General features: G+C 62.1%; 11 protein-coding genes. 5 read left to right on the top strand and 6 right to left on the bottom strand.

Features of this window, described 5'->3' with window-relative positions; all coding sequences use genetic code 11:
• Positions 1 to 51 precede the first annotated feature (51 nt).
• Both JQ629_RS37670 and JQ629_RS01735 read left to right on the top strand, forming a co-directional pair.
• Positions 52 to 1,725, top strand: coding sequence for a bifunctional protein-serine/threonine kinase/phosphatase (locus tag JQ629_RS37670; RefSeq protein WP_212410730.1), 1,674 nt, complete (start codon positions 52 to 54; stop codon positions 1,723 to 1,725).
• An 8-nt stretch (positions 1,726 to 1,733) separates the two neighbouring features.
• Positions 1,734 to 3,311 (top strand): DUF1186 domain-containing protein, encoded by a 1,578-nt coding sequence (locus JQ629_RS01735; protein ID WP_212410728.1) that lies wholly within the window; start codon positions 1,734 to 1,736, stop codon positions 3,309 to 3,311.
• Between the two features lie 40 nt (positions 3,312 to 3,351).
• Here JQ629_RS01735 and JQ629_RS01730 read toward each other — a convergent pair whose 3' ends face one another.
• From JQ629_RS01730 to JQ629_RS37825, 4 genes are all read right to left on the bottom strand, one after another.
• Positions 3,352 to 4,152 (bottom strand): AMP nucleosidase, encoded by an 801-nt coding sequence (locus JQ629_RS01730; RefSeq protein WP_212209344.1) that lies wholly within the window; start codon positions 4,150 to 4,152, stop codon positions 3,352 to 3,354.
• Positions 4,153 to 4,251: 99 nt separating this feature from the next.
• Complete coding sequence (locus tag JQ629_RS01725) at positions 4,252 to 5,484, bottom strand: rhodanese-like domain-containing protein (RefSeq protein ID WP_212410726.1); 1,233 nt, start codon at positions 5,482 to 5,484, stop codon at positions 4,252 to 4,254.
• A gap of 98 nt (positions 5,485 to 5,582) precedes the next feature.
• Positions 5,583 to 6,674, bottom strand: coding sequence for a patatin-like phospholipase family protein (locus tag JQ629_RS01720; protein WP_349631197.1), 1,092 nt, complete (start codon positions 6,672 to 6,674; stop codon positions 5,583 to 5,585).
• Positions 6,675 to 6,893: 219 nt separating this feature from the next.
• Positions 6,894 to 7,496 carry an isochorismatase family protein gene (locus JQ629_RS37825; RefSeq protein WP_212410724.1) on the bottom strand — a complete coding sequence of 201 codons (603 nt, stop codon included), beginning with the start codon at positions 7,494 to 7,496 and terminating at the stop codon, positions 6,894 to 6,896.
• 241 nt (positions 7,497 to 7,737) lie between these two features.
• Here JQ629_RS37825 and JQ629_RS01710 point away from each other — a divergent pair, with 241 nt between their 5' ends.
• Positions 7,738 to 8,904: an alpha/beta hydrolase family protein gene (locus tag JQ629_RS01710; protein WP_212410722.1), complete on the top strand. Its 1,167-nt coding sequence runs from the start codon at positions 7,738 to 7,740 to the stop codon at positions 8,902 to 8,904.
• Between the two features lie 109 nt (positions 8,905 to 9,013).
• Here the strand turns inward: JQ629_RS01710 and JQ629_RS01705 are convergent, their stop codons facing one another.
• Positions 9,014 to 10,018: a helix-turn-helix transcriptional regulator gene (locus JQ629_RS01705; RefSeq protein ID WP_212410720.1), complete on the bottom strand. Its 1,005-nt coding sequence runs from the start codon at positions 10,016 to 10,018 to the stop codon at positions 9,014 to 9,016.
• A 166-nt stretch (positions 10,019 to 10,184) separates the two neighbouring features.
• Here JQ629_RS01705 and JQ629_RS01700 point away from each other — a divergent pair, with 166 nt between their 5' ends.
• Positions 10,185 to 10,520: a DUF1127 domain-containing protein gene (locus JQ629_RS01700; protein ID WP_212410718.1), complete on the top strand. Its 336-nt coding sequence runs from the start codon at positions 10,185 to 10,187 to the stop codon at positions 10,518 to 10,520.
• A 183-nt stretch (positions 10,521 to 10,703) separates the two neighbouring features.
• A complete protein-coding gene (locus JQ629_RS01695; RefSeq protein ID WP_212410716.1) occupies positions 10,704 to 11,462 on the top strand; it encodes an SDR family oxidoreductase in 759 nt (252 codons plus the stop codon).
• Between the two features lie 109 nt (positions 11,463 to 11,571).
• Here JQ629_RS01695 and JQ629_RS01690 read toward each other — a convergent pair whose 3' ends face one another.
• Positions 11,572 to 11,925 (bottom strand): DUF2200 domain-containing protein, encoded by a 354-nt coding sequence (locus tag JQ629_RS01690; RefSeq protein WP_212411014.1) that lies wholly within the window; start codon positions 11,923 to 11,925, stop codon positions 11,572 to 11,574.
• Positions 11,926 to 12,216: the final 291 nt, after the last annotated feature.

The following is a 12,216-nucleotide window of genomic DNA, read 5'->3' as shown; positions in this document are numbered from 1 at the left end:
AGGGCTCGGCGGGTCTCTGACGTGACGATCGGTTCGCAGAGAAATCTTCAGGTGCGCGTCGGTTTCGTCAGCGAGACCGGCAAGCGGGCGACCAACGAAGACTACGTCGCGGCCTGCCTCGGTCAGACCGGCGCATTCAACCGCGACATCGTTGCCGCGGTGGCGGATGGCGTCGGAGGCCACAAGGGCGGACGGGAAGCCGCCGAACTGACCGTGCGTTGTTTTCTCGACGCCTACTATTCGCTTCCGGAAACGCTGGGCGTTCGGCGCATCGCCTCGCGGGCGCTGGAGGCCGCCAACAGCTGGATCTATGCGCAGGGCCGCGTCGATTCCAGGCTCAGCGGCATGAGCTGCGCGTTCTCGTCAATGATCCTGTCGCGCCGCACCTGTCACATTGTTCACATCGGCGACACACGCGCCTACCGCTTGAGCGAAGGCCGTCTGGAGCGGCTGACCAAGGACCACGTCGCAGGACGCGGCGACCTCGCCCATTTGCTCAACCGCGCCATCGGCTTCGAGGATTTCGCGCGCGTCGACTATACCGCGGTCGGCCTGCGGCAACATGATCGACTGCTGATCTGCAGCGACGGCATTCACGGCGCCCTCGACGACGGCCGCCTGCAGGTCCTGCTCGACGAGCGCGCTTCGCCTGAGGAAACCGCGCGCAAGCTGGTGGACACGGCGCTGGCCGCCGGCAGCAGCGACAACATGACCGCACTGGTGCTCGACGTCATCGACCTGCCGCCCGCCGACCGCAACGAACTCACCCACGCCATCGAAACCCTTCCCATCCTGGAGCTACCGTCGTCCGGCGAGACCATCGACGATTTCGTGCTCCAGGAGGTACTTTCCGACGGCCGCTATAGCCGGCTGTTCGTCGCCATCGACAAGCGGCAGAACCGCAAACTGGTGCTGAAATTTCCTCACCCCCGCGTTGCCAGCGAAGGTTCATATCGTCTCGCCTTCGTACGCGAAGCATGGGTGGCGGCCCGCGTCAGAAGCCTGTGGATCGGCGAGATCATCGAGGTTCCCGCCGGACGCCAGACGCGGCTCTATTCGGTGATGCCGCTGTACGAGGGCGAAACGCTCGAGCAGCGCCTGAACCGCTCGCCGCAGCTCTCGCTCACCGAAGGCATCGGGATTGCGACCAAGCTGGCACGTGCGGTGGCGACCTTGCATCGCGCCGGCATCATCCATCGCGACATCAAACCTGACAACGTCATCCTGCTGGCGGCCGGCGGATTGCGGCTGGTCGATCTCGGCGTCGCCCGGGTTCCGCTGCTCGAGGATTTCCCGGCGCAGGATATTCCGGGCACGGCGAGCTACATGGCGCCCGAGTTGTTCAGCGGGCGCGCAGGAGACGAATTTTCCGATCTCTATGCGCTGGGCGTGACCGTCTACCGCATGTTCAGCATCGCCTACCCCTATGGCGAGATCGAACCGTTTTCGCGGCCACGCTTCGGCAAGCCGGCCTCGCTGTCGCGTTACCGTCCCGATCTGCCGGCCTGGCTCGATGCCGTGATCGGCAAGGCGCTCGCCGTCGACCCCACGCAACGCTTCGGCGATGTCATCGAGTTCGCCCACGAACTGGAAAACGGCGCCATGTGGGCCAAGCCCGCCGCCGAGAAGCGGCGGGCGCTTTATGAGCGCAACCCGCTGGTGTTCTGGAAAGTATTGTCGGCGAGCCTCGTCATCCTGGTCGCGATACTGCTGGCGTGGCGCTGAGATCAGCGATGGCATCCGTCGGAACCAGAGCGTTTTCCAGCGAAGTGGACACCGGTTCGCGTCAAGAAAACGCGTCAAACAAAAATCTGGAGCCCCGTTCCGATTCCATCGGAACGGAAAAGGCTCTGGCGTCCGAACCCCGACGAGTGGCAAATGCGTCGTTTGCTGCCGGTATCCCTGATCGCTATAATCAGAGGCTGCAAACTTGTCCTGATATTTGGATACACAGGCGAGACCGTTCCGTGCAAATCCTTGAGCAATTGGGTTCCAGCGAGGGTCTGCCCACCGAGGCGATCCGCGCCGCAACCACCGATCGGACGATCGTGGCGCCGCTGCTGCTGGACGCCATCGACAGATGCGAGCCCAAGAACGAGGTCGAGGAGAACGGCCTCTTCATCGCATTCCATCTTCTTGGCCAGTGGCGGGAGAAATCAGCGTATCGCACGATCGCGCGCTTTTTGCGCCGGCCGGACGTCGAATTGATTCTCAGCGACGCCACGACGGCGACCAGCCACAAGGTACTGGCAAGTGTTTTCGATGGCGATCCAGGTCCGATCTACGACATCATTCGAGATCCCAAGGCGGACGAGTTCGTGCGCTGGAGTGCCCTCGACGCCCTCGTGATACTCGTTTTTCGCGGCGAACTCGACCGGGCTGCGGTCGCCGATTTCTTGCGATCAGCCTTCGACGATTTGCAGCCTCGGGATGTGTGTGCCGTATGGGACGGCTGGCAGGGCACGATCGCAGTGCTGGGGTTGGTCGAGCTCGAGCCTCTGGTGCGCGAGATATTCCGGCTCGGCTTCAATGACCCGATGTTGAAGGATTTGAAGGATTTCGAGGATGATTTGAAGGAGGCCCACGCCGGCGGCCCGCTTCAGCCATGGCGGCGCAAGGAATACGAGCCGTTCGGTGATGTCATCGAGGAATTATCGGGCTGGGAGATGGTCAATCCGAGGGAGTATCAGGATCAGATCGCTGACGACCCGAACCTCGATCCGTGGCCCGCGATGCCAGCGCACAACCCGTTCCGCAACGTCGGCCGCAACGATCCCTGCCCCTGTGGCAGCGGCAAGAAATTCAAGAAGTGCTGTATCGACAAGGCGAAACTGCCGCAAATCGCATCGCCGAGCGATCCTTTCGACATAGATGAGGTGTATGAATTCGACGGCACCGGAGACCGGATCCCGGACTACGATCCGCTGGTCGAGCCTGATCCGGGCGACTGGCTCGCGACCGACGAGCAACGACGTCTTGACATGATCGAGCACTACCACCGGCACAAGGGTATCAAGGTGGAGCGCGCAGCAGCGCATGCGGCCATGCACGTGGTCGTCGAGAACCAGATCGCGGAAGGAGATCGATTGCCGGTCCGCCGCACCCTGTTGCGCCTGATGGCCGAAGGACTTGATCGTCACGACGCGATCCATGCGATCGCATCGATCCTTGCCGGGCACCTTAACGAGCAGCTGCGCGAGGTGGGTTCGCAGGCACGGCGGCCCGAGAAGCCGTCCGATCGCGATTTCACGGCCCGGTATTTTTCCGAACTTGAAGAGCTGACGGCCGAAAACTGGCTGCGCTCCGAATAAAATCAAACAGGTGTTTCGCGCTTGGATGGCGCCATGACCCTTACGTCTCGATGCCCCGGTCGAAATCGTCTTCGAAACGCAAATGCTTGACGCTGCGGCCTCGGCGGCGCACCAGCTTCAGGGCTTCGATCCCGATCCTGATGTGGATCTCGACATAGTTCTCGGTCACCGTCCGGTCCGACGCTTCGGTCTTCACACCCTCGGGTATCATCGGCTGATCGGACACCAGAAGCAGCGCGCCGGTCGAAATATGGTTGGCGAATCCTGCCGCAAAAATCGTCGCCGTCTCCATATCGATCGCCATGCTTCGCGTGCGGCGCAAGATTTCCTTGAAGCGATCATCATGTTCCCAGACGCGGCGATTGGTGGTGTACACGGTGCCGGTCCAATAGTCGCGACCGAGATCGCGGATCATCGTCGACACCGCGCGCTGCAACTCGAACGCGGGCAGCGCGGGGACCTCCGGCGGCAAATAATCATTCGACGTCCCCTCGCCCCGGATGGCCGCGATCGGCAGGATCAAATCGCCAATCTGGTTTTTGCGCTTCAATCCGCCGCACTTGCCGAGAAACAACACGGCCTTCGGCGCGATGGCGCTGAGCAGATCCATCACGGTCGCGGCGTTCGGGCTTCCCATGCCGAAATTGATCAGCGTGATGCCGTCGGCCGTGGCGTTGGGCATCGGCCGATCGATGCCGTTGACCAGAACGCCGTTTCCTGCGGCGAACCATTCGACGTAATTGTCGAAATTGGTCAGGAGAACATAGTCTCCGAATTCAGAAAGCTGTGTGCCGGTGTAACGCGGCAGCCAGTTTTCCACGATGTCCTTTTTGTCTCTCATTGCCTTTCGACTCACCTCGCGGCGCCCAGCAAGGCCAAGACTATCACGCCGACAAGGACCGTGCCGCCGCCTTTCGGCATCAAATTACGAGGTAGCCATTCAAATCACGAAGAAACCATGGCTGGCGTCACGCCGGAGTTGCTCGACCAGGCCATACTCCCAGTCGAGATAGGCCTGCATTGCAGCGGTCGAGACATCGGTGCCCTCATAGGGACGCCGGTAGCGGTGCGACGGATCGGGCTTTGGCAGGACCACGGGCGGGCCGACTTCCAGCGCACCGTCATGGCCGCCATCGAGCACATAGGTTTCCCATCCCATCTGCGCGAGCCAGGACGCGGTCATGTCGGCGCGGACGCCGAGATTATCTGACAGAAGAATCCGCGCGCCGCGCACCGGTGCTGCCATGTCGATCTCCTGCACCAGCTGCCCGCCGGCGTAATGGCGGAAGCCCTGGAGGTGACCGGCGGCATATTCCTCGCCGTCGCGGACGTCGAAACGATAGAGCGTGCGGCTGGTCTGCGCCGCCAGCGCCAGCGCCTCTTGTGGGCCGACACGCCGCACGCCGGCGCGATAGGCGACATCGCGCGCATTGGCTTTTGCATTCTCGGAAGCGCCGATGGCACCACGACGGCCAGAGCCGTGTTCCAGATCCTGCTTTGCCAATGTCCAGCCAATGGTGCCGTTGCGCAGCGCCACCACTTTGTTGGCGACGCCGGCATTGATCAGCGACTGGGTGCCGATGATCGAGCGGGTGCGGCCGGCGCAATTGACGATGATGGTGGTTTCGGGATCCGGCGCCGCCTCGCCGGCGCGCAGCACCAGTTCGCCGCCGGGCACGCTGATCGAGCCCGGGATGTTCATGGTCGAATATTCGTCGAAGCGGCGAACGTCGAGAATCCTGATATTGGCCTTGCGCGCAATCAGGCTTGCGACCTCTTCCGCCGCCAGCGACGGCGTGTGGCGGCGATGCTCCACCAGTTCGCCAAACGCCTTGGCGTAGGAATTGACGTCCTGGAACAGCTCATAGCCCGCCGCCTGCCAGCCCTGCAGCCCGCCGTCGAGCGCGCGGACATTGGCGTATCCCAGCGTTTTAAATCGATCGATCGCCTGCGGGACGAGGCCTTCGCCCGCGTCGTAAACCACGATCGGCACGTCCTTGCGCGGCAGCCGCGTCTCCGCTTCGAGCGCGATGCGGCCGGCCGCCATGTTGGCGGCAAACAGGGGATGGGCGGTGGCGAAAGCCGCCTCGTGCCGTAGATCGAGCAACGCGATTTCATCGCGCAGCAGAAGCGCGGTGCGGACTTGCGAGGGTGTGACGGTGAGTGGGGTCATGGCATGGCGGGTCTGGAGGTGGCGTTGCTGCCGTCATCGCACAACGCGGCGAATAATTCACCAGCAAATAACGGCGCGCCATCCTTCAGCATGCAGATCTAGAGATACACTTCGTCGATATTGACGGACGATTCGACGCCGAGCTTGACGAAATGGTTCGTCAGCCAGTCGTTCGCGCATTTCCGGCCCTGGTCGCGAAGAAAAACCAGAAAGTCCCAATCGGCGTTGTATTTGCTGGTCGGGCTGAGCGCCCCCATGAATTCGTCGTCGGCGACGCTATGGATGAAGATCTGCCGGACGTCTCCGCCGACGATATGGTTCTGCTTGACCAGCCTGGTAATGAAGCTGACCGCCCGCATCTCCCGCATCAGCGATGAATTGAAACTGATCTCATTGATGCGGTTCAGGATGTCGACTGCCGCATGCGGCAACTCCTTGCGGAACAGCGGATTGATATGAACGATGACGATATCTGAGCTCTTGCAGTTGTAGATGAGCGGGAACAGCGCCGGATTTCCCATGTAGCCGCCGTCCCAATAGGCCTCGCCGTCGATCTCGACGGCGTGAAACATGGTCGGAACACATGCCGAAGCCATCACGGCCGACGCTGAAATTTCAGCCCCCGAGAAGATCTTCACCTTGCCGGTGCGAACGTTGGTCGCAGACAGGAACAGCTTGACCGGACAGTCCGGGCGCTTCAGCACCTCGAAATCGATCGATTGCTCGACCACCTCGCGCAACGGATTATAGTCCGACGGGTTGAACTCATAGGGCGACAGCACGCGCGTCACGAAGCTGAGCAGCGAGAACACCGGCGACCAGGTCAGCTTGTGGTTCCCCAGCAGCCGGTCGATCGGGCTTGGTTGCAACGGTCCCAAGCTCGCCGCGTCGCTGACACGCTTCCAGTAGTCGGTCAGCGCCTTGCGCGCACCTTCGCGGCCGCCGACGGAAAGCCCGTAGGCAAAGACCGCCGCGTTCATCGCGCCGGCGCTGGTCGCACTCAATCCCTCGAAGGCAACGTCCTTTTCGTCGAGCAGCCGGTCGAGCACGCCCCAGGTAAAGGCGCCATGGGCGCCGCCACCCTGAAGGGCCAGATTGATTGTTCTGACCTGGTTGGAGAGTACCGGTCCGTCGCCGGCACTCCCTGCCTCAGGCGTTGCTGCCGAATAGCGCCCCGACGCCGCTTCCACCGCAGAACTCCAATTCTGATGGTGTTCGCAAGCATTCAGGAAGAAATGTGGCTCCCGAGTACAGGATCCGCAAGCAGACCTAAGTCAATAGATGTACTGAGGAAGGCGCCATGGAGCATCAGATGTAGCGGCGCGGTGCAAAGGCCGTGACGTCGTACGATGGTGGTACTCCCTTGATCATGGCGGCGCGGCGCCGTGCCTTGCGGGGACGCCTGCACATCAAGACATAGCTTCTTCCGGGAGATCGGAAGGAAATTGGCCGAATGCCGCGATCATCTTTTCTGCATGCGGCGCACCTGCCACGGCCTCGACCAGCTCGAAGAACAGCGTCTTGTAGGACAGGACGATCACTCCCTCGGACCTCAGCCTCACCAACGCCGCATCGACATTGCGCGCCGACGAAAACAGCAGCTCCTCGACCGCGAAAACCTCAAAACCCATTTCGAGAAGACCAAGGCAGGATTGCAGGACGCACACATCGGTCTCGCAGCCCGCAACGACGATTTGCGTCTTCTTCAGCCGTTTCAGATGGGCCCGGATCGGCTTCTCCTTGGTGAGGTCGAAGAAATCCTTCTCGAAAACCTTTGCGGCGCTGCCGAGCGGCGCCTTGATATCCTGCGGCACCGCGCCTTTTCGGTGGACCGGCCGCTCGAGTGTGACAACCGTTGGGATACGCATGTACGCCAGAAGGCGCGCGAAGTTGCGCATGTTTTTGCGCAGGCGAGAGCGGTTGCGCGGCTCGAGCTGCGCCAAAAAGAAATCCTGATAGTCGATGATCGCGCCGCAACACTGATCGGCGTGGACGCGCTTTGGAGCTGACATGCCGCGACGATAGTTGGTCCGCTGCCGTTTGGCCAGAGACGGGGCTGCGTGAATGCCGCAATCGGGCGCTCGCGCATAACGCGCCCATCCGCAGACGCAGCTCCCTGCCGGCTAGGTGAGATAGATCACGGTTCTATGTGGCATGAGTGAGGTTGATCATTCGACGACACAATCGACACGGGCCGAATGTGCTACTGCATTTTCAGGTCACACGGCACAGTGTGCCTGCGGAGGATCGGCGATGAAGTTCATTTCAACGATCGCGGCGGCGATGGCGCTGATCACGACCATGGCGGCTTCTACGCCCGGCCTGACGCAAGCCGGCCCTGCCGCGCCACCGGACCACCCGGCCCTGCTCGAAGAAATCACCTTCCTCGATATTCGCGCGCCGGGTGGAAACTACCGGCTGGAAGCCTTGATCGTACGGCTGGCTGCCGCGAAGGGACGGCTGCCGGTCGCTTTGCTCACGCATGGCAAGCCTCGGCTGCCGTCCGAACTCGTGAACATGCGCGCCCCGTTGATGGCGCCGCAGGCCCGCGACCTCGCCTATCGCGGCTATCTCGCTGTCGCCGTGGTGCGGCGAGGTTACGGGGTGTCGGGCGGGACAACGGGCCAACCCACCAATGCGGCCTATGCCAAATGCAATGATGCCGACCTGCGCCGCTACTTCTCGGTGGAGGCCGATGATCTCGAGCGCGCGTTGCGCGTCGTGGCCGGGCGCGCCGATGCCGACGCCACGCAGGTGATCGCGATCGGCGGCTCCGTGGGAGGCGGCGCCGCGCTCGCGCTTGCGGCGCGCAATACCCCGGGGCTGAAAGCGGTCGTGAATCTCGCCGGCGCGATGCGGATCACCGACGCCCAGGGGCAACTCGCCTGTCCGCAGGATATGCCGATCGCGGCGCTGGCGTCTTTCGGCAGCCAGACTAGGACGCCGACACTGTGGGTCTATTCGGAGAACGACGGCAATTTCGGGCCCGACGCCGCACGCAAGGTGCATGCGGCCTATGTCGCACAAGGCGGCGTCGCTACCTTGAAAATTGCTCCGTCGCTGCAACCGGCCGACGGTCACAACATCTTCGAACTTCCGGCAGGGCGGCAGCATTGGCTGGCGGCGCTCGATCCCTTCCTGCGCGCGCAGAACCTGCCGACCTGGAGTGCGCAACAGCTCGATGCCTTGATGCAGAAATACAATATGCCGGCGACCCGCCGGCCGTGGCTCGAGGGATATTTCTCGCTCTACACCCCCAAAGTGCTGGTCCGCGCGCCGAACGGCGTCCCGAGCTATTCCGCGAGTACCGGCGGGCTTGAACCCGCGCAGCGATCCGCCTTGGAAAGCTGCGAGAAGGCGGCCAAGATGGCCTGCAATCCGGCCATGAAGAATTTCGATATCGTGGCGACGCCGAACTGAAGGGCGTCGCCATCGCGGCATCAACACCGTCGCAACTTTGGCGTCGATAAAAGTTGACTCACAAGCAATTTTTAATGCAAGCGGTGGTCCGTCGGGCGTGGTGCGGCCTTCAGCGCTTGCGCTGTCGCGGACGGCGCTCCGCCAGTTGCATGGGCGCGTAGAGGCGGACCAGATCCTGCACCGTCTTGGCGAGCCGCGTACGCAGTTCGGGGGGTTCGACGACCTCGGCGTCGGCGCCGAGCGCGATCAGACCGGACGCGGCCCGCTCGACCGACTCGATCGGGATCGTAATGCGGATCCAGCCGTCGGCATCCACCGGCGTTGCCGTCGCGGCGGCCGCCTGAGCGACGAGTGAGCCGAGGACTTCGAGCTTGGCGAGGCCTCGCGCCGTCACGCGCAGCGTGGCGTTGGAATGGTAGACGCTGGTTTCGAACGCACGCGATGAGGTGACCCAGAAGCGCGACAAGTCGAAATCCTTGCGCCGTTCGAACGACTCCTCGGTCACTGTAAGATCGATGAAGTTGGAGACGCGATAGGTGCGCGGCTGATCGCCGACCTGCGCGACGAGATACCAGATGCCCGCCTTGAGCACGAGGCCGAGCGGCTGCAGCCGGCGCTCGACCGCGCCCTCGGCGCGCCGGTAGTGCACGTCGATGCACTTCTCGTTCCATACCGCGTTGGCGATTGCCGGCAGCAGCCTGGCGTCATCGGCATTGCGGAACCAGCCAACGGGATCGAGGTGGAATCGCGCGGCGACGCGGCCCGCATTCGCGCGCGACCGTTCGGGCAATGCCGCGCTCAATTTCAGTTGGGCCGCCGTGAGCACGTCGGCGAGCCCGAGTTGCGCCGCGGGTCCCGGCAGGCCCGCGAGCGACAACGTCTCGGCCTCGGCGGGCGAAAGGCCCGTGAGCTTGGTGCGGTAGCCGTCGAGCAACTGAAATCCGCCGCTCGGGCCGCGATCCGCATAGATCGGAACGTCTGCGGCGCTGAGCTGATCGACGTCGCGATAGATGGTGCGAACCGAAACCTCGAACTCGCTCGCCAGCTCTTCGGCCGTCATCCGGCCGCGGGCTTGCAGAAGCAACAGGATCGACAACAGCCGGCTCGCGCGCATTTTCGCAGCCTAGCAGAAATACCTGACACAGGCTGTCAGGTATGGCGGCGCATAATCAGAACAGCAATCGCCGACGCCGTCACTGATCGGCAAAACACGGACTAACACACTGAAATTACGACGATATTCCAGCGAATAGCCGCAACACAGAGAACAGGAGACGATCATGTCGACATTGGTGTCAGAACGCCGTCAGCCGATCATCGCGCCCAAACTTCTGGACCGGGTACCGGCGCAACGCTCGGCCCCGCGGACACCGGCCACGCAGGAGCCGGCAGCCGCTGTCCCCGCTCACGCGGTGGTGACGCCGCGCGCGACCTGGAGCCTGATCCTGGAATTGATCGTCGCGACGCTGCGCGTGTGGCGCCACCGCAGCGTGGCGCGCCGCGAACTCGCCAGCCTCGACGAGCGGATGCTCCGCGATATCGGCCTCGATGCCGGCACCGTCGACTACGAGGCAAGCCAGTCGTTCTGGCGGACCCCTCGCGATTGGCGAAACTGAGAGGCGCAACCTTTGCTCATTCGTGATGGGCTGGCTTCATCGGCAGATTGGCACGATCCATTTCTCTTGCGATGTCTCTCTTGCGATGTCGCCGACACCAGTTGTTTGAGGTCGGGAAACGGGTGGCTGCGCTGCGTACGCAACTGTTAGAGCGCCCTGACACAACCTTCTGGAGCGCTCGTTATGGAACTGAAAAACAAGTCGATCATCGTCACTGGCGCAAGCAGTGGGATAGGCGCAGCGGCGGCTTTGCTGTTCGCAGCCGAGGGCGCCAATGTGGTCCTTGGCGCGCGCCGATCGGCGGAGATGGAAACGCTTGCGGGGCAAATCAATCAAGGCAATGGCAAGGCTGTGTTTCTTTCCGGCGATGTAAGGGATGAAAACTACGCCAATGCTCTCGTCGATCTCGCCATAAGGGAGTTCGGTGGGCTCGATGGCGCATTCAACAATGCCGGAATCGTGGGAGAGATGGGACCGGTCGCCGATATGGGAATCGCCAATTGGAACGATGTCATGTTGGTCAATCTGACAAGCGCGTTCCTGGCCGCGAAGGCGCAGATACCGGTCATGAAGAAGCGAGGTCAAGGTTCGATTGTCTTCACGTCTTCCTTTGTCGGCTTCAGCAACGGGGGAATGCCGGGAATGGCGGCCTATGCGGCGTCCAAAGCCGGATTGATCGGCCTGGTGCGGTCGCTGGCATCCGACCACGCCGCAGATGGCGTCCGGGTCAATTCACTGTTGCCGGGCGGCACGATTACGCCAAGCGGCGGAGAGGGAAATCCCGCCGCTTTGGATTTCATCGCAAATCTGCATCCAATGAAGCGAATGGCGAATGCAAAGGAGGTGGCGCAGGCAGCCCTTTTCCTGCTTTCCGACCGCTCGACCTTCATGACGGGAAGCCCCATGATCGTGGATGGCGGCATCTCCGTTCGACTGACATAGGCCACACGTCCTCCGAATGGCCAGGACGGCCGAGACGCAGATTCGGCCCGCCCTACGACAACGAATTGCTGCCGTCATCGTCTGAAGCGGCCGCTCGCGAGCAAATCGATTACGGCTTCCGCAAAATCTTCTCCATCGCTTTCCCCTTTGCGAGTTCATCGATGAGTTTGTCCAGGTAGCGGATTTCCCGCATCGTCGGTTCGACAATTTCCTCGACGCGGACGCCGCAGACCGTGCCTGTGATCAGGGTTCGCGAAGGGTTCAGCCGAGGGGCCTTTGCAAAGAATGTTTCAAAGTCCGCTTGCTTTTCCAGTTGCGCTTTCAGCTCTGCACCACCATAGCCCGTCAGCCACGATATGATCTGATCGATTTCCGCTTTTGTACGTCCTTTTTTCTCTGCTTTGGCAATGTACAGCGGATAGACGCTTGCAAAGCTCGTTGAATAGATCCGGTGTTTCGCCATGTTGCCGTTTCCGCCTTCGTTCATGTCGCTGAGAGGCCGATCGAGAACCATCGACCGCGGTGCATTCATGTCCCCGAACTGCATTACGTGCGTGACGGTGACAATGCGCAAATTCGCCGAGTCGACGCGCCCTCGCATCCGGAAACCAGGTGCACTGTCACCGGAATCGGTGCCTGGCTCCCGGACTGACGCCCCTAAGTGGTGTTCGCTAACCAAACGACATCCGACGACGCATCGGACGGCACTGCAGCGGCACCGACATTCATAATTGCATGTGTACGATCTCAACAG

It is taken from the genome of Bradyrhizobium sp. AUGA SZCCT0222, from assembly GCF_018130205.1.
GTDB lineage: Bacteria > Pseudomonadota > Alphaproteobacteria > Rhizobiales > Xanthobacteraceae > Bradyrhizobium.
The sequence above is the reverse complement of the archived record's forward strand: the minus strand, read 5'-3'. Positions and strand labels throughout refer to the sequence as shown.